Annotated in this window: 19 protein-coding genes; 4 read left to right on the plus strand and 15 right to left on the minus strand. The window is 47.4% G+C overall.

The window, feature by feature from the left end; genetic code table 11:
* Positions 1-67: 67 nt before the first annotated feature.
* From ESB13_RS14190 to ESB13_RS14210, 4 genes are all read right to left on the minus strand, one after another.
* Entirely contained in the window at positions 68-544 is a 477-nt protein-coding gene (locus tag ESB13_RS14190) for a YcxB family protein (RefSeq protein WP_129004311.1), read from the minus strand.
* Between the two features lie 92 nt (positions 545-636).
* The gene (locus ESB13_RS14195) at positions 637-1,170 is read right to left on the minus strand and encodes an RNA 2'-phosphotransferase (RefSeq protein ID WP_129004312.1); all 534 of its coding nucleotides are present in this window, start codon (positions 1,168-1,170) and stop codon (positions 637-639) included.
* On the minus strand, positions 1,167-1,613 hold the full coding sequence (locus ESB13_RS14200) for a hypothetical protein (RefSeq protein ID WP_129004313.1): 447 nt from the start codon (positions 1,611-1,613) through the stop codon (positions 1,167-1,169). The genes ESB13_RS14195 and ESB13_RS14200 overlap by 4 nt, the downstream gene beginning before the upstream one ends.
* Before the next feature lie 178 nt (positions 1,614-1,791).
* Positions 1,792-5,364: a vitamin B12-dependent ribonucleotide reductase gene (locus tag ESB13_RS14210; RefSeq protein ID WP_246022544.1), complete on the minus strand. Its 3,573-nt coding sequence runs from the start codon at positions 5,362-5,364 to the stop codon at positions 1,792-1,794.
* A 352-nt stretch (positions 5,365-5,716) separates the two neighbouring features.
* Here ESB13_RS14210 and ESB13_RS14215 point away from each other — a divergent pair, with 352 nt between their 5' ends.
* The gene (locus ESB13_RS14215) at positions 5,717-6,478 is read left to right on the plus strand and encodes a phosphoglycerol geranylgeranyltransferase (RefSeq protein WP_129004314.1); all 762 of its coding nucleotides are present in this window, start codon (positions 5,717-5,719) and stop codon (positions 6,476-6,478) included.
* A gap of 63 nt (positions 6,479-6,541) precedes the next feature.
* Here the strand turns inward: ESB13_RS14215 and ESB13_RS14220 are convergent, their stop codons facing one another.
* The 4 genes from ESB13_RS14220 to ESB13_RS14235 form a co-directional block, all read right to left on the minus strand.
* On the minus strand, positions 6,542-7,447 hold the full coding sequence (locus ESB13_RS14220; protein ID WP_129004315.1) for a hypothetical protein: 906 nt from the start codon (positions 7,445-7,447) through the stop codon (positions 6,542-6,544).
* Between the two features lie 274 nt (positions 7,448-7,721).
* Complete coding sequence (locus ESB13_RS14225) at positions 7,722-9,011, minus strand: M20/M25/M40 family metallo-hydrolase (protein ID WP_129004316.1); 1,290 nt, start codon at positions 9,009-9,011, stop codon at positions 7,722-7,724.
* Positions 9,012-9,064: 53 nt separating this feature from the next.
* Positions 9,065-9,796, minus strand: coding sequence for a LytR/AlgR family response regulator transcription factor (locus tag ESB13_RS14230; protein WP_220399682.1), 732 nt, complete (start codon positions 9,794-9,796; stop codon positions 9,065-9,067).
* A 22-nt stretch (positions 9,797-9,818) separates the two neighbouring features.
* On the minus strand, positions 9,819-10,871 hold the full coding sequence (locus ESB13_RS14235; protein ID WP_246022546.1) for a sensor histidine kinase: 1,053 nt from the start codon (positions 10,869-10,871) through the stop codon (positions 9,819-9,821).
* Positions 10,872-11,136: 265 nt separating this feature from the next.
* Between ESB13_RS14235 and dxs the strand changes: the two genes are divergently transcribed.
* On the plus strand, positions 11,137-13,113 hold the full coding sequence (dxs, locus tag ESB13_RS14240) for a 1-deoxy-D-xylulose-5-phosphate synthase (RefSeq protein WP_129004318.1): 1,977 nt from the start codon (positions 11,137-11,139) through the stop codon (positions 13,111-13,113).
* A gap of 262 nt (positions 13,114-13,375) precedes the next feature.
* Here the strand turns inward: dxs and ESB13_RS14245 are convergent, their stop codons facing one another.
* The 4 genes from ESB13_RS14245 to frr form a co-directional block, all read right to left on the minus strand.
* Entirely contained in the window at positions 13,376-14,206 is an 831-nt protein-coding gene (locus tag ESB13_RS14245; protein WP_129004319.1) for a segregation and condensation protein A, read from the minus strand.
* 114 nt (positions 14,207-14,320) lie between these two features.
* Positions 14,321-14,749 carry a large conductance mechanosensitive channel protein MscL gene (gene mscL / locus ESB13_RS14250; protein ID WP_129004320.1) on the minus strand — a complete coding sequence of 143 codons (429 nt, stop codon included), beginning with the start codon at positions 14,747-14,749 and terminating at the stop codon, positions 14,321-14,323.
* A 63-nt stretch (positions 14,750-14,812) separates the two neighbouring features.
* Positions 14,813-15,562 (minus strand): PPK2 family polyphosphate kinase, encoded by a 750-nt coding sequence (locus ESB13_RS14255; protein ID WP_129004321.1) that lies wholly within the window; start codon positions 15,560-15,562, stop codon positions 14,813-14,815.
* Positions 15,563-15,755: 193 nt separating this feature from the next.
* Positions 15,756-16,319, minus strand: a complete 564-nt coding sequence (gene frr / locus ESB13_RS14260; protein ID WP_129004322.1) for a ribosome recycling factor — start codon at positions 16,317-16,319, stop codon at positions 15,756-15,758.
* Positions 16,320-16,439: 120 nt separating this feature from the next.
* Here frr and ESB13_RS14265 point away from each other — a divergent pair, with 120 nt between their 5' ends.
* Positions 16,440-17,285 carry a transketolase gene (locus tag ESB13_RS14265; protein ID WP_129004323.1) on the plus strand — a complete coding sequence of 282 codons (846 nt, stop codon included), beginning with the start codon at positions 16,440-16,442 and terminating at the stop codon, positions 17,283-17,285.
* 100 nt (positions 17,286-17,385) lie between these two features.
* On the opposite strand, the gene ESB13_RS14270 is transcribed toward ESB13_RS14265, so the two are convergent.
* The 3 genes from ESB13_RS14270 to rbfA form a co-directional block, all read right to left on the minus strand.
* Entirely contained in the window at positions 17,386-21,153 is a 3,768-nt protein-coding gene (locus tag ESB13_RS14270) for a DUF3857 domain-containing protein (protein ID WP_129004324.1), read from the minus strand.
* Between the two features lie 110 nt (positions 21,154-21,263).
* Positions 21,264-22,481, minus strand: coding sequence for an FtsX-like permease family protein (locus tag ESB13_RS14275; protein ID WP_129004325.1), 1,218 nt, complete (start codon positions 22,479-22,481; stop codon positions 21,264-21,266).
* 25 nt (positions 22,482-22,506) lie between these two features.
* Positions 22,507-22,908 (minus strand): 30S ribosome-binding factor RbfA, encoded by a 402-nt coding sequence (rbfA, locus tag ESB13_RS14280; protein WP_129004326.1) that lies wholly within the window; start codon positions 22,906-22,908, stop codon positions 22,507-22,509.
* A gap of 57 nt (positions 22,909-22,965) precedes the next feature.
* On the opposite strand from rbfA, the gene ESB13_RS14285 reads away from it, so the two are divergent.
* Positions 22,966-24,774, plus strand: coding sequence for an ABC transporter ATP-binding protein (locus ESB13_RS14285; protein WP_129004327.1), 1,809 nt, complete (start codon positions 22,966-22,968; stop codon positions 24,772-24,774).
* Positions 24,775-24,808 lie beyond the last annotated feature (34 nt).

Below are 24,808 nucleotides of genomic sequence, written 5' to 3' on the forward strand. Positions count from 1 at the left end.
CAGTAGTATAACGGCATTCTATGCCACAACCTAACGGCGCAGCAACTGCTATCAATTACAACCTTGCTTATTTAGTGCCGATCTTACTTCGCAGGAGGGCGCGCAGCTCATGGGTGAATTCCTGGCTCATATTGTCTTTGGGGACCAGGAAGAACGAACGGGTATTGAAGTAGAGATGAATGAAGTTAGGACTTTCGATATAAGTAGAAAAGGAACTCCAGTTCCAGTCCACATAACCACGGGTACTTTCGAGACGAACAAATTCTTCGCGGAAAACGATGGTAAAGGAATCCAGGAAGGTCTGGCTTCTTTTATAGACCGTGAGCGGTAACAGGTACCAGAACGAAGCCATCATAAACAGCCAGAGGCAGGATCCGAGCAGGAAATACTCCGGGCGCACTTTCTTCATGTAAAACAACACCGCAGCAACGATCGCAAATACATTCACCAGGATGATGAGAATACGTATTTCCGGGCGTGAAATAAAGTGATAACGGAGGGCCTGTAACACTTTTTTCCTGTCGTATGAAAAGCTAAGGTGCATATGATGTTCTATAAAATACGCAAAAATAGGTAAAAATAGACCAGCTTATTGATCTGGATAAGTTGTTCCTGCATACTCTGCTTTTTGTTTCATCAACACTCCAGGTATATCGGCGGAATGGAATCTGACAGCCAGATGCCGTTTTCTTCTTTATAAAATAAAACCTGGTTATTAAAAGCCTGCTTTGCTTTTACTTTAATGATCACCAATTCGCCTGCCCTACGGCTGCCTACTATTTTAGCGGTGCGCTCATCGATGGACAAATGCACATACTGCCTGTCCATTGACAGCAGCCCTTTTTCTTTTATGCTTTCCAGGTAACCGCGGATGGTTCCGTGGTATAAATATTCAGGCGGCTCCGATGCCTGTTTTACGATCTTCTCTTCTATGGAGTGCCCGTAGTAGGCTCTTATTTTTCCATCCAGTATCTGGAATCGCTTTTTTTCGGCTTTAGCAAGCATTTCTATGATGGCCTCTTCCGTGGTAGGCAGCCCTTTATCGTTTAGTGCGTTCAGCAGGCTGGCAAGGGATACCCAACCTTCGTTATCCAAATGAAGGTTGTACTCCAGCGGTGCATGGCGAAGGGCGTGTGAAATAGTTTTACTTATTTTTATTGCATCAGTCATAAAGAGAATGTATTTGAGCGCCCACCTGTTAATATAGCATCGAATTCCTTTTCAAAGGCTAATTTGTTTTCCTCGAAACCAGGTTCCAGGGAAAAGACGAAATTTTTAGCCCGCAAATGGTCCAGGAATGCTTCATTTATTTCCATGTACAGGAATTTCTTCAGGTAATGAGGGAAATAGGAGGGCCAGATCCATACCCCGTCTGTAAAGTAAGCATCCGGACCAATCAACTCCCTTGTTTGAAGATCTGCGACATATCCCATCCAGCCTGTTAAGAAACAGCCTTGTTCAAGATAGGTCATTAGCTTTTTATTGTCGGCACGTTGCCTATCGGTAAAAGCATTCACCGGTGTAGAATTGAGTACATCCTTAAACACCGCAGCTCCAGGAATATATTTGTCGTGCTCAGTTATAAAGCCAACAAGTTTTATAGGTAGAGACATTGTTGAAAGGTTGAGGGTGCCAGGCACATGCCCGGGAGCTTAAAATAAAGAAAAATAAACGGTATTGAATTCATTTCATCCAACAGCAATGACAAAAGAGTAAGCAACAGGCATACATAGAAAAGGGCCACCCCGGATTGGGACAGCCCTTTTCTATATATTATCTATCGTGGTAAAATTAACTGCACCCCATGCTATTACCACAGTTAAGGCATTTATAGCAGGTGCCGCTGCGTACGGTAATGTGTCCGCAGGTATTACATGCAGGTGCATCGCTTTGCATACTCTTGGCTGCTGCATTCATAGCCGCAAGGCCCGCTTCTGTTTTTACTGCTGCTTTTTGTGTCTTATGAGCCGATGGGCTTCCACCGCTGTTGGCGGAGCTACCCGATGTTATCGTTAAACCAGGTGTCGCTGCTCCGGATGCAGAAGCTGAAGAAGCCACTGTAGGCGCAACTCTTACGCTGCTAAGTTCAGGCTTTTCCAGTTCGGCGATGAGTTCATCGTCTTCTGTGCCGAGATTCTCCACTTCTGGTTTATCCAACACATGCACCAGATCGGTACGGCCCAGGTATTCGTATGCCAGTGCGCGGAATACAAAGTCGATGAGGGATGTGGTGGACTTGATGTTCGGGTGATCGACCATACCGGAGGGTTCGAATTTGGTGAAGACGAACTTCTCAACGAATTCTTCCAGTGGCACACCGTATTGCAGGCCTACTGAAACTGATATGGCAAAGCAGTTCATGAGGCTGCGGAGGGTTGAACCTTCTTTGGCCAGGTCGACGAAGATCTCGCCGAGGGTACCGTCGCCATATTCACCTGTGCGCAGGAAGATGGCCTGGCCGTTGATCTTGGCTTTTTGTGTAAAGCCGCGGCGTTTGTTTGGCAGTGAGCGGCGTTCTACGATACGGGCCAGTTCGCGTTTCAGCTGGGTATCGGGGGAAGCCTGTACCCTTTTCTGCACTTCATCGAGCAGTTCCTGGATGGTGAGGCTGCCGAGGTCGATCATGGTTGCGCCCTGCTTTTCGGCAGCAGCGGATGTACCTGCTGCTACTGCGTCGGTAGCTGCCGCCTTGCCGACTGCATTGCCGGTTGTGGCTGCATTGCCGGTTATGGCTGCACTGTTGGCTGTGGCAGCACTGTTGGTTGTGGCTGCCTTGTTGACTGTGGCAGCGTTATCGGCTGTTTCTGTATTTTCTGCTGTGGTTTCGTCGCCGGTCTTTTTCTTTTTATCGGATTTGGTGCTCAGGGGCTGAGACAGTTTAGAGCCATCGCGATAAAGGGCATTGGCTTTGAGGCCCAGCTGCCAGCTCATGAAGTAACATTCGGCGATCTCTTCTACCGATGCTTCGTGCGGCAGGTTGATGGTTTTGGAGATGGCGCCGCTCAGGAATGGCTGGCAGGCTGCCATCATACGGATATGGCCGTGGGCGTGGATATAACGCTGGCCTTTTTTACCGCATTTGTTGGCGCAGTCGAATACCGGCAGGTGTTTTTCCTGGAGGAAAGGAGCGCCTTCGAGTGTCATGGTGCCGCAAACATAGTCGTTGGCAGCGTCGATCTCTTCTTCGGAGAAGCCGAGGGCATCGAGGAGGTCGAAGTTCCAGTCGGCGTACTGTTGTTCTGTAAAGCCGAGGCGTTGCAGGCAGTCGTCACCGAGGGTGAAGCGGTTAAAGAGGAAACCTATTTCGAAAGCAGCTCTTGCCGCGTCGTTGAGCTTTTTAATTTCTTCGGGCAGGAAGCCTTTCTGCGCGAGGGACTGGTTGTTGATGAAGGGTGCGCCGTTGAAGCTGGCGGCACCTACGGCATAATTGATAATGTTTTCTATCTGGCCGTTGGTATATCCGAGGCGTTCGAGTGCTGCCGGAACGGACTGGTTGATGATCTTAAAGTAGCCGCCGCCGCTGAGTTTTTTAAATTTCACGAGGGCGAAATCGGGTTCTACGCCGGTGGTATCGCAGTCCATCACCAGGCCGATGGTGCCTGTAGGTGCGATCACGGTAGTTTGTGCGTTGCGGTAACCATATTGTTCGCCGAGCTGAACGGCGTCGTCCCATGCTTTTGTGGCTGCGGAGAGCAGGTAGTTGGGGCAATATTTCGCCTGGATACCTACGGGTTTTACGCTAAGGCCTTCGTAGGCGTCGGCTGCGTCGTAAGCTGCGGCCCTGTGGTTACGCATGACGCGCATCATATCGACCTTGTTTTCAGCATATTTATCGAAGGCGCCGAGGAAGGCGGCCATTTCGGCGGAGGTTTTATAAGCGATACCGGTCATGATAGCCGAGATCGCGCCTGCGATGCCGCGTGCTTCTTCGCTATCGTAAGCGATGCCGCTAACCATGAGCATGGTGCCGAGGTTGGCGAAGCCCAGTCCGAGTGTGCGGTAGTCGAAAGACAGCTGTGCCACTTCTTTAGATGGGAACTGTGCCATGAGGACAGATATTTCGAGCACTACGGTCCATAACCTGCAGGTATATTCGAAGCCGGTAACGTCGAAGCGGTTTTGTGCTGCGTCGTAGAACTTCATGAGGTTTGCGGAGGCGAGGTTACAGGCGGTATTGTCGAGGAACATATATTCCGAGCAGGGGTTGGAGGCGTTGATGCGTCCTCCCTGCGGGCAGGTATGCCATTCGTTGATGGTGGTATCGTATTGTGTACCGGGGTCGGCGCAGCGCCATGCGGCGTAGGCCACCTGGTTCCAGAGGTCCCTGGCGGGGACTGTTTTCATTACCTTACCGTTCATCCTGCCTTTGAGTTCCCAGTTGCCGTTTTCTTCGAGCACTTTGAAGAATTCGTTGGGGATGCGGATGGAGTTATTGGAGTTTTGTCCGGATACGGTAGCGTAGGCTTCGCCTTCGTAGCTATTATCGTAACCTGCGGCGACCATGGCAGCGACCTTTTTCTCTTCTTCCACTTTCCAGTTGATGAATTCGAGGATCTCGGGGTGGTCGAGGTCGAGGCAAACCATTTTAGCTGCGCGGCGTGTGGTGCCGCCGCTTTTGATGGCGCCTGCTGCGCGGTCTCCGATTTTCAGGAAAGACATAAGACCTGAGGAGGTACCTCCGCCGCTAAGTTTTTCGCCGGAGGCGCGGATCTGGGAGTAGTTGGTACCTACGCCGGAGCCATATTTAAAGATACGTGCTTCGCGTACCCAGAGGTCCATGATACCGCCTTCGTTCACGAGGTCGTCGTTCACGGAGAGGATAAAGCAGGCGTGTGGTTGCGGGCGTTCGTATGCGTTTTCAGATTTCTTCAGTTGTTTGTCATTGGGATCGACGTAGTAGTGTCCCTGTGGTTTGCCGGTGATGCCATAGCTTTCGTGCAGGCCGGTATTAAACCATTGGGGGCTATTGGGAACGCATGCCTGGTTAAGGATGCTGTAGACCAGTTCATCGTAGAAGATCTGGGCGTCGTTGGCGGAGGCGAAGTAGCCATACCGTTCGCCCCAAACTTTCCAGCAGTTAGCCATGCGGTGTGCCACCTGTTTAACGGAGGTTTCGCGGCCTGAGGAGCCATCGGGCTGGGGCACGCCTGCTTTGCGGAAGTATTTCTGAGCCAATATATCTGTCGCTATCTGGCTCCATTGTTTCGGCACTTCCACGTTATTCATTTCGAAAACAACTTCGCCATTAGGATTACGGATTACGCTGGTACGGTAATCGTATTCGAATAAATCGAACGGGCTCACTTCATCTTTGGTGAAGCGGCGCTGAAATAACAGCCCCTTGGGGGATTGTTGTTTAGCCATATCCAGAACAGTTTATATAGAGGTTAGAAAATGATAGTTTCCGGGTACCGGGTAGAGGGCGAAATTAGACCCCTGGGTGAGATTTTAAAAGGTGGAAATATCAACAGATTGTGGACAATAAAAAACCATTACCGGCACGAAAAACGGCATCTCATTTGTACAGGTAATGTGTATTGTGGATTTTTTTACAACATTTTCGCGGTGGTATGGCCTAAGATTGCTTGTTATTTCACATCTTTATGTTTAATATCCTGCCTTGAGAGCTGACTACCCCCCAGTCGACCTTAAAAAATAATAAAAATTAAAACGGGAACTTTTTGCATTTTTGCAGGGAGCACCTATAACAATTTGCATGAAGCATAAGCTATACCATCAATTGGCGGAGAGAAGGCAACTGGGACGAAAATCGTTCGCAGTGCTTATCGATCCTGATAAAGTGGATATTCCTCAACTAGATAAGCTGATAGCGTTGGCGGTGAATTCCGGCGTGGACTATTTTTTTGTCGGGGGCAGTTTGGTTATTACCAATCATTTAGATGAATGCATTCAACATATAAAAGCGTCGTGCGATATCCCGGTGCTTTTATTTCCTGGTTCGCCTTCACAGGTAAGCCGTTATGCTGATGCGTTATTATATCTTTCTCTTATTTCGGGCCGTAATCCTGAGTTGCTGATTGGTCAGCATGTGCTTAGTGCGCCTATGGTGAAGAAAAGCGGTCTTGAAATTATCCCTACCGGTTATATGGTGATAGATGGCGGTGCGCCCACCACTGTTTCTTATATTTCAAATGCCACTCCTATTCCATCGGATAAAAATGATATAGCGTTATGTACTGCGATGGCCGGTGAAATGCTGGGTATGAAGCTGATATATATGGATGCCGGCAGCGGCGCCAAACGTCCTATTTCAGAGACGATGATAGAAAGGGTTTCGGCACATATCGACTGTCCGCTGATCATTGGCGGCGGTATTGTTAATCCTGAGAAGGCTTATCTTAATTGTAAGGCCGGGGCCGATGTTATAGTAGTGGGTAACGCCATCGAGAAAGATCCTTCGCTGATAAAGGAAATGAGTGCTGCTATCAGGCAGGTGGGGGTAGTAGAAGGCAGATGAGATTAAAGCAGACAAGTTTTAAGCGTTAGCAATATATAATAGCCGCCTCAATACCCGCTGCATTTATTTGCGAAGCCGCTTTTGAGCATTGTAATGAGAATCAATCAGGCCCTGCAGGACACATATATTGGAGTTGCCTGCAAAATAGGCTTCCGCAGGCAACAGTGTATGATTCACATTAACGCTTGAATAATCGACTTTTCCGTTTGTTTCACGAGCACCTGGATATTCTTCATAATAATAAAAGAAAAGGTGGCCTGATTTAACATAACCAAATATATCTCTGGCTCCCCCTACTCCAGCGGGATCCAAAGCTATTCGCTGCTGAAAGCCAACAGGCTGTTTTCCCATGGCAGCTATTGCCCCATAAGCTACTGAATCGCTCACACTCGTATCCAGTAGCCTGTAGCCAGAGACGGGGCTTTTCAGTGCCGTCCCTACAAGTTGCCGTCCTTTTAAAACAACATAAAGCACCTTGCTGGTATCAAGATTATAATATTCCGCAGCATTGACTCCTGTGTCATACATGACTATATTCGGCACTATATAATATACGGGTATAGCTTGAAATGTATAATCGCTAACATCTGTCAAATATTCCAGGGTTCCCAACATGCTGCGCTTTACCCCTTTTTCTTTTTTCAGACTTTCTGCAATCTTTGCCTTCACTTCGGGCGCCTGCACTTCTGCTTTTTTCATAAAGCTCTGATAAACGGGATGGTTGATATCACCCGGTTTAACCAAATCATTTACAAAATAGGTCTGATAAAAGCCCACCACAGAATCCTGCTTTTTATAGGCATTCGGGTAGATTTTACCAATAGCAGTATCTATATTTCGTGTAATGACATATTTAGAAGGAGCTTCAACGGCAGGCTGACTGATCGTCTCATCCTTAGTTTGTTTCGCATGTTGTGCATATATATTACCTGCCCATAACATGCAGGCTATTAGTATTGTTACTTTCATATCAGTAAATTTTGCATAACACATCTCTTATTATAAAAATCATAAAAACATGAAACCGGGAGAGTAGAAACAATCCCGGGTATATTCATGAGAAAACTAAACCAACAAGAGTATCTTATATGTAGTAACAATGCTATGTTTCCACAACATCATTCCATTGAGTTAGTAAGTTAATAGGTATATCGGAAACCAATGTCCCTGCCGGTGTCAAGGTATGGGGGAATACCGGTTAAGCGCCCGGCAAAGGTAATAAAAAATTAATCTTTTTGCGTGCTTATTTTAGACTGTTGGTATCAACACGGGATGGAGTGTCTTTACCGCTGACGATCGAAGCGGAGCTAATGGCTATCGCCTTTATCACTTCTGTCATATTAGGAATATCCAATGTTTTAACCTCGTCGGACAATTTGTGATAATTGGGTTCGATATCCATTTTAGATGTTGATATGGTATGCGCGGGAACGCCGAGTCGTGCCAGGGTTGCGTTATCTGAGCGATAGAACAATTGTTCTTTGGGATATGGATCGGGATAGAAGCGGAAAGCAGATCCCTGGAGGTTCTTTTCGAGGATAGCGCCCATATCAGTTTTTTCATATCCTGTTATATAGGCCGATTTATCGCCCCATTTGGAAGGAGTGCCTATCATCTCGATATTAAACATGGCTACCACCTGTTCGGGGTTCAGTTGTTTTGAGAAGTATTGGGAGCCGAAGCCGCCGATCTCTTCGGCGTCGAAAGCTACAAACAGGATGGTACGTTCGTTATTATTAAGGGTTTTGAAGTATTTGGCCAATAAGATCACTGCGGTGATGCCTGCCGCGTCGTCGTTTGCGCCGTTATAAACGGAGTCGCCATTTTCAGGAGTACCGGCGATACCCAGGTGATCGAAGTGACCTGAGAAGATCACGTATTCATTTTTGCGGGTACTGCCGGGCAGTACGCCGGCGATGTTACGCAGTTCGAGCTTATCGACTTCCTGTACCAGTTCGAGCAGGTAGTTATCGGGTATGGTTGAAGTAAGTACGAATAAGATATCGGGTGAGTTATCGAAGATGCTTCTTCTGAGGCTATTGAGCCTGGGGAATACCGAGGCATAGCTTTCGTCGATCCATACGATGGTATTCTCTGAGCCCTGCAGGTAAGCGGCAGCGCGCATCAATGCATTACGACCTTCGCCGGGGCCTATAACGGCTGTGGCGTAGCCTGATTTATTGGAAACGCTTAACATGCCTTTGGGAGAGATACCTATCAAGCGATCGCTTCCCAGCTTATTGCCATTAAGTACCACATTGCTGCTTCTGAGTTTGGTTTTAACCATGCTGAAGGGCTGCTGGAAACTGGTTCCTTTCATGGGCTGCAGTCCTGCTTTTTGGAACTCTTCGGCGATAAAGGCTGCTGCGCGGATACCTCCGGGGGTACCGGCTTCCCTGCCCTGCATGTGATCGCTGGCAAGCGTTTCTTCGATACGCAACACTTCGTTTCCGCGGATGATGCCGTTAAGATCCTGGGCGTGTGAATGACAGACTGCCAATGATATGGCTGCAAATAAGATAATATGTTTCATCAGGTATGTTGTTCAGATTAAAATTAAGTGTTTGAGCCGGGGCTACTATATTTCTATAAGCTCATCATTTCCTTAAACTTCACTGTCTGGCGGCGGCTTACTTCAATTTTCTCTCCTCCTTTCAGTTCGAGCAGCAGGCCACCATTGAAGTAGGGTTCAATGCGCTCGATCCAGCGGAGGTTGATGATATGTTTCCTGTTGGCGCGGAAGAAGGTACGTTCGTCGAGTCTTTCTTCCAGGGCGTTGAGAGATTTTAAGATCAGGGGTTTGTTGGTGCCGAAGAACACTTTGGCGTAGTTGCCCACGCTTTCGAAGAGTCTTATTTCGCCGAGCTTTACAAACCAGCAGCGTTCGCCGTCTTTTACGAAGACCTGGTCTTCATCGGTCAGGGGTCCCCTGTTAATGCCGGCTTCTTCTGCTTTTTCGCGGTGCAGTTCGTCCTGCAGTTTACAGATGGCGTCGGTAAGGCGTTTGGGTTCGATAGGTTTCAGCAGGTAGTCGAGCGCATTTACTTCGAAAGCCTTGAGGGCGTATTCGTCGTATGCTGTTGTAAAGATGACGCGGGGAGATTTTTCGAGTTCGGCCAAAAGGTCGAAACCTGTTTTACCGGGCATCTGGATGTCGAGGAAAATAAGGTCGGGGTTGAGGCGTTCTATTTTTTCAATGCCTTCATCTACGTTCGACGCTTCATCGATCACTTCAACGGATGCGTGCTCCTGGAGCAGTTTTTTGAGTTCGTTTCTGGCCAGACGTTCATCGTCGACAATGATTGCTTTAATAGACATATAATAGTTTTAAATGTACAACCTACATATTATGGATAGGCATGGTAACTTTGGCTTCCACCATGTTATCGCCGCTATCCTTTATTTCAAAAGCAGCTTTGGATCCGAACAGGATCTTGAGCCTGTTATAAGTACTGGTAAGTCCAAATCCTTCGCCGTTCGATTCATTTGACAAGTTACCTGTATTCTGCACTATGAGCTCATGCTTATCGCCTCTGAAGTCGGAAATGATCCTGATGAGACCGCCGTTGACCTGTTTTGAAATACCGTGTTTAATGGCATTTTCCACGAGTGTTTGCAACATCATGGGTGGCACGGGCTGGTCGAGTGTATCTTCATCGATATCGTAAGCGACGTTGAGCCTGTCTTCGAAGCGAATGTATTCGAGGGCCAGGTAGTCTTTTACGATATTGAGTTCTTTTTCAAGGGGTGTTGTTTCCTGTTTTTCGGCCTGCATACTGCTACGCAGTAAGTTACTTAATTCTGTGATAGCGGTACGGGCGCGCTGCGGATTTTCATCGACCAGTGCGCGGATGCTGTTGAGGGCGTTGAAAATGAAGTGCGGGTTGATATGCGCTTTGATGGTTTTCAGCTGGAGTTCTTTTACGAGGCTTTCGAGCCTGATCTTATCCATCATTTCGGCCCTGTTCCTTACTATATAATGATAAGTGAAGTAGATGAGGTTCCACATGAGCAGGAAGAGGAAGGTGCCCATGGAGGCTCTCAGCAGCTTTTTCAGGGAAGAGGTTTCCTGGCTCACGCCTGTTTTGGCGCCTATCAGTTCTTCGAGGCTGATACTCAGGAATGCGTATAAAAACGCGAAGAGCAGTGCTGAAGAGAGCAGGTACATGAACTGCTTCGAGACATCTAACCGTAACAGTCCCAATGACTTGATTAGAGTTCTGAGCAAATGGGTAACGGCCAGGCCAATGAGGGCATCGCCCACCAGCATGTGAAAGAACAGGGGCTGCGGTTCGTGGGGGATGGTATAAAAAAAGAAGCCGTAAATGATACAGTACGCGCTCCATCCGGTTATCTGGCAGATCCAATAGGGGGATAAGATTTTCTTTCTCATGGCCATGTACCAAAAATAAATAAGGAAGACGGCATTAAGGATTTGATTTGTGACCAGAGGCCAAATGGCTGGCTAACTGGTGTTGGTTAGGGTGGCGGGGTGGTGTTGGAGGAGGGGCGGGCGTTTAGGGGCCGGGGGTGGCGTTGGAGCGCCGGGGGGTGGCGTTGGGGGGAAACCCGGCGCGTTTATTGTGAAAATGAGGATCAATAATTTAGGGATGTGCACACTGGTAAAAGCCCTATTTTTACAAAATAAATTTCGATCAATGACTATAACACCTGGCCCCCTGCTGAATGGAATTGACAGTCCTGAGGATCTCAAAAAGCTAAGCCGGGAACAACTACACCAGATATGCGACGAGTTGCGTCAATACATCATTGACGTGGTGAGCGTATATGGCGGGCATTTTGCTGCCAGTTTGGGAGTAGTAGAATTAAGTGTAGCGCTTCATTATGTGTATAATACGCCTTACGACCAACTGGTATGGGACGTGGGTCACCAGGCCTACGGGCATAAGATACTTACGGGCAGGCGCGACAGTTTTCCTACCAACCGGAAATACAATGGGATCAGCGGTTTTCCCAAACGCGGCGAAAGCGAATACGATACGTTTGGCGTAGGGCATTCTTCCACTTCCATATCCGCGGCATTGGGTATGGCCATTGCTGCGAAATATAAAGGCGAGAACCGCAAGTCGGTAGCTATCATCGGTGATGGCGCCATGACGGCGGGGATGGCTTTTGAGGCGCTGAACCATGCGGGTGTTGCCGACGCCGATATGCTCGTGATATTGAACGACAATTGCATGAGCATCGATCAGAACGTGGGTGCACTCAAAGAATACCTGACTGATATTTCGACTTCACAGACCTATAATAAATTCCGGGACGATGTATGGCATATCCTGGGAAAACTTCCTGTTGGCAAAAACTTCAGCCGCGATATGGTGGGTAAACTGGAGGCTGGCATCAAAGGAATGGTAAGCCGCAGCAGCAACCTGTTTGAGTCGCTGAAAATGAGGTATTTTGGTCCTATTGACGGGCATAATATCACCAAGCTGGTTGATACGCTTAATGATCTGAAGAAGATACCCGGCCCCAAGCTGCTGCATATTGTAACGGTGAAGGGTAAGGGGTATACGCTGGCAGAACAGGACCAAACCAAATGGCATGCACCGGGATTATTTGATAAGGTGACGGGCGAAATTTACAAGAAGAAGTTTGAAGTTCCCCAGCCTCCCAAGTACCAGGATGTTTTTGGGCATACGCTTGTTGAGCTGGCGGAGCAGAATAAAACGATCATGGGTATTACCCCGGCGATGCCGAGCGGCTGTTCCATGAAATTTATGATGGAAAAGATGCCCGACCGTGCTTTTGACGTGGGTATTTGCGAGCAACATGCTGCAACGCTGAGCGCCGGTATGGCCACGCAAGGTTTGAGGGTGTTCTGTAATATTTACTCTTCGTTCATGCAAAGGGCGTACGACCAGGTGGTACATGATATTGCGATCCAGCACCTGCCTGTAGTGCTTTGTCTTGACCGTGCAGGCCTGGTTGGAGAGGATGGTCCTACCCACCATGGTGCATATGATATTGCTTATTTCCGTTGTATTCCCAATATGGTTATCAGCGCTCCAATGAATGAGCAGGAGTTGCGTAACCTGATGTATACGGCCCAGCTGGAAAGTAATACCTCTCCTTTTGTGATCCGTTATCCGCGTGGGGAGGGTGTGATGCCTGAATGGCGAACTCCTTTCGAGGAAATCACTATCGGTAAGGGCAGGAAACTGAAAGACGGGCGGGATGCAGCGATCTTATCGTTTGGCCACCCCGGCAACTTTGCCACTGCGGCTATCAGGGAGCTGCGTACCGAAGGTCTTGACCCGGCGCATTATGATATCCGTTTTGTAAAGCCACTGGATGAAGCGTTGTTACACGAGGTATTCAGCAAGTACAAACATATTGTTACTGTAGAAGACGGTACTGTAAAAGGCGGGTTTGGCAGCGCCATCCTGGAGTTTATGGCCGAGCATAACTACCAGGCGCAGGTAAGCATACTTGGTGTGCCGGACAGGCTTGTAGAACATGGTACGCTGAAGGAGTTACATCATGAGTGTCACTACGATGCTCCTGCTATTGCGATGGCGGTAAGGCAAATACTGGCCAACCAGGTAAGTGTTACTCCGCATGGGGTGCTGGCTACGGACAACCCGGTTAGTTTCCGGGGGGAGCTGAACGGGTAACATCATTACGCCTGCAGGCGACAAATTAGCAGCATTTTACAGATCTTATATGGCCCTTTGCTTTGCAAGGGGCTTTTTTATACCCGGAGGGCCGGGGTAAGGCGGCTTTGATGGGGGTTATAGGCAGCTTTAATGCGGCTTATAGGCGGCTATATAAAGCGTAGTCTTGTTGCAGGTAGTTGGTGCAGCTATTCTATCAGCCCTGTCATTTGCCGTTTTGTAGCAGGCTGTTGCTGGTTATTATGTATGCTGTCAACTGTTTTTAGAACAATGCGCTTACGGGGCCCTGGCCTTCGCGGTCGTCTTTTCTTTCGTCGTTCATGAAGGTGCTGGTGGGATCTTCTTCCCTTTCCTCGTTCCATTCGAGGATGAAATTGTTCTTTCCCTCTCCTATCATGATGCCCATGTATTTCAGCTGCACCAGTTCCAACAGGGAGAGAAACAGGAAGATGGCATGTACCCTGTCGTTACACACTTCGAAGATCTTTTCGAAAGATACTGTTTTCTCTTTCTGTACCAGTCCCATCATGTGGTGACGGCTATCGTCCATGGTGTAGTTGTATCGTACGACGGTGTGGACCGGTTTGTGGTTTTTGTCGTGGATGCGCTGCATCACCTTTTCGAAGGCTTTCATGAGCTTGAAGAGGGTGATATTCTGGATTTCGGTGCCTTCGGAGGCGTCTTCGCCGATGGAAGACAGTTCTTTCTGGAGGTTACCTCTTTTCACCATGAGCATCCTGATGGCTTCCATTTCGGCCATTTGAGTGGAGGCTTCTTTGAACTTCTTGTATTCCAGGATCTTATCAACCAGTTCCTGGCGGGGATCGATTTCATTACCCTGGGCGTCGATCTCTTTGCGGGGAAGCAGCATTTTTGCTTTGATGCGCATGAGGGTGGACACAAACAGGATGAATTCGCTGGAGAGTTCTATGTTCAGTTTTTCCTGGCTATGCACATACGCAAGGAAATCCTTGATAATATTGTTGATAGGAATATTATAAATATCTAATTCGTCGCGCTCGATGAAAAACAGCAACAGGTCGAAGGGGCCTTCGAACTGCGGGAGTTTGATCTGATAATTAGGCGTTTGCAATACCTGGGAAATTTAAGCTCTGTTACAATTGGGCAAATGTATTGCTAAAGGCCCAACAACGGTAGTTAAAACCGGTGTGGGCCTTTAGAATATGAATATCTTCTGGATAACTGTTTATTTTTTGAGGGAATCGCGGATTTCCATCAACAGTTTTTCGGTAGCGGTAGGGGCAGGAGGTGCTGCCGGTTTGGCTTCTTCTTTGGTGCGCATGCTGTTTATAGCCTTGACCATGAGGAAGATAATAAACGCCAGCAGGATGAAGTTCAGGAGCACTGTCAGGAAGCTGCCATAGGCGAAGATAACGGCGTCGGTTACTTTACGTGCGTCTTCGAGGGGCAGGCCTTTGGCCACATCGCCTTTCAGCACCAGGTAAAGGTTACTGAAATCGGGCTGACCAATGATAGCCGATACGATAGGCATAATGAGGTCTTTTACGACACTGTCGACGATTTTGCCGAATGCAGCACCGATGATAACCCCCACTGCCAGGTCGACGACGTTGCCTTTCATGGCAAACTGCTTGAACTCTTTGATGAAACTCATACGGATTATGTTTTTGAAAGGTGAAAAAAACGATTTGACCTACTGAAACTGATCTGAAAGATCTTATTCTTTCTTAAGTCCGGGGTAGCGCATTTTTAATGATTTCAAAGTATCGCGCAGCGTGGTGGCGATAATATGTTCTTTGTACCAGTTATTATCGGATGGCACGATGGTCCATGGAATTTTGTTACAGGTATGGAAGCAGTCTTCGTAAGCTTTCATGTAGAGTTTCCACAGTTTGGCTTCGGTGAAGTCGGCTTCGTTGTATTTCCATTGTTTTGTTTTATCGTCGAGTCGTTCCTGCAGGCGTTTGGCTTGTTCTTCTTTTGAGATATGCAGGTAGAATTTTAGGATGCTGGTATTGTTATGTTCTTTGAGCAGGTTTTCGAAGTCGTTGATGGCTTTCATGCGTTTGACGGCGGTTTCATCGTCGATCATTTTATGTACGCGGGTGATGAGCACGTCTTCGTACTGAGAGCGGTTAAACACCTGGATCATCCCTTTTGCGGGCGTATCGCGGTGAATGCGCCAGAGGAAGTCGTGACTTAGTTCGCGGGCGGTAGGCGCTTTATATGATTCTACCCTAACGCCCTGTGGGTTAAGATTACCGAACACCTTGCGGATAGCACCATCTTTACCGCTGGCGTCCATGCCCTGGATGATCACGAGCACGGAGTGCTTACTTTCGGCATAGAGCAGGTTTTGCAGCTCGTTGAGCTCTTCGGCCAATTCGAGGTTTTGTTGTTTTACTTTGTCTTTCTCCAGGTTTCCCGGTGCTTTTGTACTGATATCGTCAAGTTTAATTGCTCCCATGTAACAACGTTTCATTAAATATAGAAAAAACTGCGCGCATCATTTGCCTGGCAGCCCATCTAAAATGTTTTGGCCGGAAAATGAACGGCGATATTAACGGAAAGGCCCGTATCATATTCTGACACAGGCCTTTCTAAAAATATTATGCCATTGTGAGCTGAAGTTCTGCGATTCTGCTCTCTGCCATCTATTACTAGATCACCATCATTTCTTTTTCTTTTGCAGCGAGATGTTTGTCTACAAGAGAGATAAAGCGGTCGGTTAATTCCTGTACGCCTTTTTCCGCATCTTTGGCGATGTCTTCGCTGAGGCCATCTTTCTGTAATTTCTTGATGCTTTCGATGGCGTCTCTCCTGATGTTGCGGATAGCTACTTTAGAGAATTCTCCTTCGCCAGCTGCTTTCTTCACCAGTTCTTTTCTTCTTTCCTCTGTAAGCGGCGGCATAAAGAGGCGGATTTGAACGCCATCGTTCTGAGGCGTGATGCCTATGTTGGCCATCATGATAGACCTTTCGATGGGAGCGAGCATATTACGTTCCCAGGGTTGTATGCTGATGGTTCTGGCGTCGAGCACAGTGATGTTTGCCACCTGGCTTATGAGCGTAGGCGCGCCGTAGTATTCAACGGTAAGGCCATCCACCAAAGCCGGACTGGCTTTACCGGCCCGGATCTTTGCCAGCTCAGATTCGAGGTGATTGATCGCCTTTTTCATCAACGATTCTGCGTCATCCAGTATCAGATCCAGTTCTTCTGCCATAATTCTTATTTTTTGATGCGGGCAAAGCTAATAAATCCGTTTAAAAAGGCATTCACTTTTCGCCACGAGGTGCAGGAGAAGTGGTGTTTTTTAGGTAGGTTTGTCAAAATTTATGCTATCATGGCTGATGTTCAAGAGTTAAAACAGATCGCATCCCAGGTTAGACGGGATATTGTACGAATGGTACATGCTGTTCAAAGCGGTCACCCCGGTGGTTCCCTTGGGTGTGCAGACTTTTTAACCACCCTGTACTTTAACGTAATGGAGCACAAACCTGTTCCGTTCAACATGGATGGTACCAACGAAGATTTATTCTTTTTATCGAATGGTCATATATCCCCGGTATTCTACTCGGTACTCGCGCGTTCAGGTTATTTCGACGTAAAAGAACTGGCTACATTCCGCAAAATCAATTCCCGTTTACAAGGGCACCCTACTACGCATGAGCATCTTCCTGGAGTAAGGGTTGCGAGCGGTTCTCTGGGACAAGGTATGAGTGTTGCCATTGGCGCTGCTCTTGCCAAAAAGATCAATGGTGACAAACACCTTGTTTTCTCCCTCCATGGCGATGGTGAATTAGACGAAGGTCAGAACTGGGAAGCTATTATGTTTGCCGGCGCTAAAGGTGTTGACAACCTGATCTCTACTGTAGACCATAACGGCCAGCAAATTGACGGTCCTACTGATAAAGTAATGAATCTTGGCAGCCTGCGTGCTAAATTCGAAGCATTCGGATGGCATGTACTTGAAATGGACGGCAACGATGTTGACGATACTGTGAAAGTTCTCAACGAAGCAAAAGCTTTAACCGGCAAAGGCAAGCCCATTGGCATTATCATGAAAACCGGTATGGGTAAAGGAGTTGATTTCATGGAAGGCAGCCACGAATGGCATGGCATCGCTCCTAACGACGACCAGTTAGCAAAAGCCCTGGCGCAATTACCTGAGACATTAGGTGATTATTAGGACCAGACAGCAGAATGGCAGATTTGCTTCCCCACATAATTTTAAAGGCTGGCTCTATGAGCCAGCCTTTTTTATATTTGATCGCTTCTGATCCACTACATTACTTCATTGCAATCATTTTCTGCTCTGCCTTTACGATCTTTTCGAAGAAAGATTTAAAGGCAACATAATCTGCAGCAGGGATTGTTTTCCTGTCGGCAATGAATTTACGGGTCACTACCAGCTTTGAGGGCGTCACCAGCTTATAGTCGATAGAGAAGCTGATGTTTTTGAACTGTAACGATTCATTGACTGGCAACTCAATAAACTTCTTGCCTTCGGGCGCTACTATGGTTACCTGTGTTTCATATTTATCTACGTCTTCATAATAAGCGTAGTTGATAGGAAGCGTACGGGTATCGGCGGCAAAGTTGTTCAGCGAAGCCACCACGTCGGGATAGACTATGCGGAAGGTTTGCATACTGCCAATTTCGGCTACCTCATCTTTTACGCGATAGCTATAGTTGTAGGTTACCGAATCGTTTAAAGGGGCCAGGTCGTCGAACTTAACAGACAGCAGTTTCACGTTGTTCTTGTAAGAAGATGCAACCGAGGTTTCCATTTCTTTTATCTGCTTTTCTTCATCGAGGTTCAGGTATGTGGCACGTGTGCCGGAAGCAGGATGACCGTACCGGCAGGTGGCAACGCTGGTGATAAGATCATTGCCATCGAATTTGATATCCACCTTTCTTTTCACAACATCTTTTGTACGGTTGCTGGTTGTGAGGTATTTCAACTCGGCAGGCTGTGTTGTTTTACGCAGGGGAATATCGAGGATCAATGCGTTGGTAAGGCTATTGGGCAAACTTGCAAAAGGCAGGTAGTTATCGGTGAGTTCGATGTAATAGGGTTTGCCATCGAGCTGGGCTTTGGCTATACAATGGTTGAATTCAAGAGAAGGCAGGATCATGGCTTTTTCTCCATTGTCTCTTGTGTCGACCAGCACCATCTGGCATTCTATATCGGCCATGCGGCATAACGTGAGGAAAAGATTTGACAGGTCTTTACAGTCGCCCAGTCTTGTATTGAGCGTGAGCGAAGCGCGCTGGGGCACGTGTGAACTCTGGCGGAACGAAACGGAACTGTAGCGGATATTATTTTCGATATAATCGTACAGGATACGGGCCTGCTGGAACTGCGTCAGCTTTTTCCTTTTTTCTGCAGGCAGCAGGGTTTGGAAAAGCGCTGTGATCTCGTAATCTTCTTCGGTGGTATTGCTGGTGAGATCGCGATACCATGTGGCGATATCATTCCATGACGGCAACGTTGATATATGCAATACGGCGCCTACGTCGCAGTTGTTGGGTGCAAGTTTTTCTTCTTTTAATGGTTCACGTCCGCTGGCCTCCCATACATACTGTTTAAAGTTCTCCACTTTTGAAATAACAGGTTTGAAGCCGGTGCTGTTTACCACTTCATATTTCACCGGCTGGTTTTCGGGCAGCAGCAGGGTATACTTTGCATAGGCAGTATAGATCTGTCCGTCGAAGTGGAACTGATCCCAATACTCTTTTGCAAACCTGCCGTACACATAGTTTTGAAGACGATATTTGAACACCAATACATCGCCTACACCCAGGTTGGTGAACACCACTTCGTTACCATTACGTTCACCTTTGATAGTAGCGCCGGAAGCTTTTACGACTTCTGCTTTTTCGATCAGCAGTTGCTGGGAATTGCCATAACCGATGCTGGATTCTTTGTATTTATCGATACCTTTTTCGTTGGTAATCTTGATCATGAAGAGGATATACTCTTCGGTAGCGCCGCCGGGATGCATCACCACATTCTTTTCATCGTGCAGGATGTAATAACCATAGTCGGTGTTTTTGGCCTCTTCCGGTTTATCCTTTTTGATGGTAGCTTCTATATCGGTTTGCGGGAATAAGGTGTAAGTTTCCGACTTACCGTTCAGCTTACGTATTTTATTGATCACAGTGTATTGATTGGGATCGTAAAGCAGCGATTTTTCGTAAGCAGCAATGGCTTCTTCCGTTTGTTTTTTCTCGCTTTTGATATCGCCTAGCTGTTCCCAGTAATTTTCGTCATAAGGAGAAAGGTCGAGGGCCTGTTTTACAAACTGTTCCGCCTTATCATATTTTTTCTCGCCATAGAAATAGTTCGACATATGAATAAGTTCTGCCGGATCGTAGGGAGCGATCTTCTGCAAAAATTGTTTTTGCTGGAAGCTTTTATCGCTTTGGCCCTGTTCCTTCAGCAGCTCGGCATATTTATTCACTACGGTGTAGCTGTATCCATTTTTAAGGAAAGTTTCATAAACCTTAAGGGCTCCCTTAGGATCTTTGTTCACTTCTTTTTTTATAGAATACATCATAGGCAGCAGGCTTTCGAGTTGCGGGTATTTTTTATATCCTGCTTCTACTGTTGCTATCAATTCTTCGTACTTCTTCTCCTGCGCCAAAAGAGAAATGCGATAAGAGAGCGTTTCTTCGTCCTGTCCGTACAGCTGTTCTCTCGTAATTACTTTCTTCAGCGCTTCTTCATATTTTTCATTGTTGATATCGGTTTTGATATCAACTTCCAGCGTCAGGTAGCTTTGCGGGTCGGCTTTTTTGAGTTTTTCAAGTTCTTCCAGCATAACACTTCTGTTCTCTTCCTTCAGGAGAACAGACAGCAGGTTCATACGCAGCAGGCAGTTAGCCGGTGCTCTTTGCAATGCCGTTTCTGCCACATGACGTGCTTCGAGCAGTTTGTTGTTTCTCAGGTAAGTATTTGACAGCAGCAGATAGTTCACGAGGTTATTAGAATCGGCAGCGATTTTATCGGAAAAGAACTTTTCTGCGAAATGCGTCCGGGGAGCGGCGGGTGTTCCGGTTGCTTTCACAACGGTATAAGGCTTATAAGTACTGCCGCCCTGCAAACCGGGGATTGCATTGAACTTGTCGTCGGTAAGCCTTATAATGAAACATGGAGAACTGTTGCCGGTAAAGCTCACCTGAACGAGTATGCGGTTGGCGCCTTGTTTGAGTTTTGCTTTTGTAGTGAAACAGTCGAGCTCGGTAACTCTTTCCTTGTATTCAGAAATGATGAGTTCATCATTCACCCATACTTTGGTAGCGCCCGAGGAGCCGAGGCTCAGCAGCACCTCCTGTGCAGCGGGAGCGTCAACAAAAGTCTGCGCATAAACTGTAGCTGTTCTGCGGTTGGTTTGATAGCAAACCGGCGTCCATCCCACATTTGCCTCCAATGCCGGTACAAACCATTTTATATTGGCATTGGTAAGCGAGGTAAAAACAGCATCGGCTTCGGGATGATCCTGCGGGCCGAAGTTTTTGTAGTAGCCGCTATAGGAAAGGTTTTCAAACGGGCCTACATATTGCCAGTTGGCAATAGCGCCCAGCTTTCTGAATTCATCTTCAGCCGCCTCGAACTGGTTCGAAGAGATAAGGTGCATTGCTTTCTGATAATGCGTTGCTGAAACCAGGGAGCCATGGGCTTTACTGTCGGTAAGCAGTTTTTCCATCAGTTTCACCTGGTGGGGGAAGTTTTTTTTGCCATACTGGCCCAATGCAGCCATATTAAACCATAGGGCATACACATAGGGACTGGGGTCGGCGATCTTATCGTAAACGAAAGGGATAAAATCCGTTGCTTCGTCGTCTTTCCCGTTGTATTCTTTCAGATAAATGTAGGTAAGATACTGATCCGGGGTAATGGTCTTGTTTTGAAGGGCTTCCTGCAACAAAGTTGTTGCTTTTTGTCTGTCGCCGTTATTAAGCGCTTCCCAGATGCTTTTATTATCGTTCTGGGCAAGGGCGGCGGTGGCAAAACATAAGAGGAGACCCACCGTACAGAGAATGCGGTTCATAAGATTGGGTTGATTTTTTTCTGAGCCTAAATATAGCGAATAGATGGTAGAATGGCCTACAGAAACTATGTGTAGAATGCAGTCCTGTAAGGGTTTTCGGGTAATAAGGTTTAGCTTTTGAGGATGAACAGCTGTGCGGCGGCTTTGCGCGATGGAATCCAGGCGGCGAGTATGGTTACAAAAAGCACTGTAATGGTCACCAGCAGAAAGTCCCAGCCAAGCATCTTTACCGGGTAGTAATCGATGATAAAGGTGCCGCCTTCGAGTTTTACCAGCTTGAATTTCAGTTGTACGATACAAATGATAAAAGCGAGCAGCATACCGGCTACGCCTCCTACGGTGGCCAGTACCAGCCCTTCGCCCAGGAAGATCTTCTGGATGGTTTGATCGTTTGCGCCGATAGCCTTGAGCACTGCGATATCTTTCTGCTTTTCGAGCACCAGCATGGTAAGCGCTCCTATCATATTAAACGCAGCTACCACCAGGATCAGGGAAAGGATGCCATATATGACCCATTTTTCGACCTGCATAACGGTGAAAAGGCTCTGGTTCTGTTCGAGCCGGGTGCGTACTACAAAGTTTTTCCCCAGGGTTTGTTTCAGTTGCTGCTTTACGCGCTGCAACTGTTGTTCGCTGGTTACGGCCAGTTCTACGCTGCTGTATTCATTGGGTCCCAGATCGAGCATATACTGCACAAAGGGGAGGTTGGTGAAAGCGTATTTATTGTCGAATTCCTGCTGGATCATGAAGGCCCCGGCAATATTTACATCGAAAGAGCGCATGCCTTCTTCTGCGGAGAAGTTGGCGGCGCTGCGGTCGGGCAGGTAAATGGTGAGTGTTGACAAGTTAGATTCAGGATCTACGGCTACGGCGTTTTCAATGCCGGCGCCGGCTACCAGCAGCGGGTGCGATGTTGAGCCCAGGTTATAGCTGCCACGGGTAACATGCTCCTGCAGGCGGTTCACAGCGGGATAGAACTCGTCGACCCCTTTCAGCGTAACAATAGACTGGGCGTCGCCATTCATGAGCATGGACTTTTCTTCTACCACGCAGCTAATGTCCTTCACCCCGGCGGTATGCCTGATGGCTTTCAGTTGAACCGTATCCATTTTAAAGAACTTGCCTGTGGCAGGCGAGATCTTGATATCGGAATAGAAATCGCTATACATGCCGCGCACCAGGTCTTCAAAACCATTAAATACACTCAATACCACAATAAGGGCAGCCGTACCTACGGCGATAGCCAGCACGCTTATCCAGGCAATGATATTAATGGCATTCGTTGATTTCTTAGACCTGAAATAACGCCATGCGAATAGCAGTTCCAATAATTCTTATTTAATCTTTAGGAAATCAGTTTCCGGTATTTTCTTCGTTATCCTGGCTTTTGCGGATGGCTTCATCCTGTTCATTGATATTTTTGAACAGGTCTTCCATTTTAAATACATGCTCCAGGGTATCATCGAGGTAAAAATGTAATACCGGTATACGGCGCAGCTGGTTTTTCACCCTGTTGCCGAGTTCTTTTTTGATCTCCCATGCGCGGTCATCGATCTTTTTCAGGGCCGCTTCCATATCTTTTACCTGGAACAGGCTGATATAAATCCTGGCTTCCAGCAAGTCTGGCGTTACTTTCACAGAGGAGATCGAGACCATGCCCCCATTCATCATATTAAGCCCAAAGCGCCTGAAGATATCATTCAATTCTTCCTGCAGCACACCTGCCACCTGTCTCTGACGTTTTCCTTCCTCCATAACTCTAACGTTTGTTTGGCTGTAAAATTAGTTACTTTGCGGGTTTTAATACAGATTATGAAACGTTTTGAGCGGATATTTAAATATATAGGGGTTTATAAGGGTAAACTGGTATGGTATGTTATCTGCACCATCCTGGGCACACTTTTCGGTATTTTCTCGATTGCGATGTTATCGCCGTTCCTGTCGCTGATCATAGGGGACCCTGGTAAAGCGGACGCCACCAAACAGGCGATCGAGTCAAATGCGGCCACCCATTATGTATCCGATTTCTTAAATGGCGTGATCCAGGAACATGGAAAAATATACGCGCTGGCAGTTATCTGCCTGTTCATTATAGTGGCCACACTGCTGAAGAATCTCTTCATTTACCTTTCCAACCTTATTTCTGCACCTATCCGAAGCGCTATCACTACCAAGCTGCGGAACGATCTGTATGAAAAGATACTGGTGCTGCCTGTGGGTTATTTTACCGACCAGAAGAAAGGTGATATCATTTCGCGGATGACCAATGACGTTGCGGAAATAGAAAGTTCGGTTGTAAGCACCATGGAAGGCCTTATCAAGGACCCGCTGACAATACTGGGTTACCTGATATGCATGGTGGTGTTAAGTCCCATGTTATCGCTGTTTTTGCTGGTGTTGCTGCCGGTTACGGGGTTCGTTATCGGCCGTATCAGCCGTACGCTCAAGCGCCAGTCGCAGGATGCTGCGGAAAAGCTGGGAGGCGCCCTTTCTATCATGGATGAAACGCTTGGCGGCATAAGAGTAGTGAAAGCCTTTCTGGCGGAGAAGTTGTTACGCGGCCGTTTCGAGAAAGTGAACCACGATATTTTTCTTATCCGCAATAAAATGAACTCCCGCCGCGACCTGGCTTCGCCGCTTACCGAGGTATTGGGCGTAGCGGTACTTGCCATTATCTTATATGCCGGCGGTATCCTTGCCATTAAATACAACAGTTTTCCGGGTAATGACCTGATGGCCTATATCGCGTTCTTCGCCATTATAATCAACCCTGCCAAGAACCTGTCGACCGCTTTCTTTAATATACAACGCGGAGCAGCGGCCATAGAGCGGGTAGAAGAACTGCTGCAGGCACCTGTTATAGTGGAAGACAAGGGCATTTTACCGCTTGATTTCCAGCAAAGCATCGAATTCCGCAATGTTAGCTTTGGCTATGGTGAACATACGATCCTGAAGAATATCAACCTGGTTATTCCCAAAGGGAAAACAGTGGCACTGGTTGGCAGCAGTGGCGCCGGTAAGAGTACGCTGGCCGACCTGGTTCCGCGTTTTCATGATATCAGCTCCGGCCAGTTGCTGATCGACGGAACCGATATCCGTGAATACAGTCTGAATGCTTTAAGGAGCCAGATCAGTATTGTAACACAGGAGCCTATCCTGTTCAACGATAGTATAGCCCAGAATATATCGCTGGGTAAGCCAGCGGCCAGCAAGGAGGAAATTGTTCAGGCGGCGAAAATTGCCAATGCCCTTCATTTCATTGAACAGAAAGAAGAAGGTTTTGATACCAATATCGGCGACAGGGGAAGTAAACTCAGTGGCGGAGAGAAACAACGTCTTACCATTGCCCGGGCGGTATTGAAGAATCCCCCCATTCTTATCCTGGACGAAGCTACGTCTTCACTGGATACAGAAAGTGAAAGACTGGTACAGGATGCCATCAATAATATGATGCAAAACCGTACTTCGCTGGTGATAGCTCACCGTTTAAGTACGATCCGCCACGCCGATGAGATCATCGTATTACAAAAGGGAGAGATAGCCGAACGCGGCACACATGCCGATCTGCTGGCCCAGGGCGGCATTTACAGCCGTTTGATAGCCTTACAGGAAGTAAAATAAAAGCGGTATAGCCTTTTAAAACTATACCGCCGGA

It is taken from the genome of Filimonas effusa (assembly GCF_004118675.1).
GTDB classification, from domain to species: domain Bacteria; phylum Bacteroidota; class Bacteroidia; order Chitinophagales; family Chitinophagaceae; genus Filimonas; species Filimonas effusa.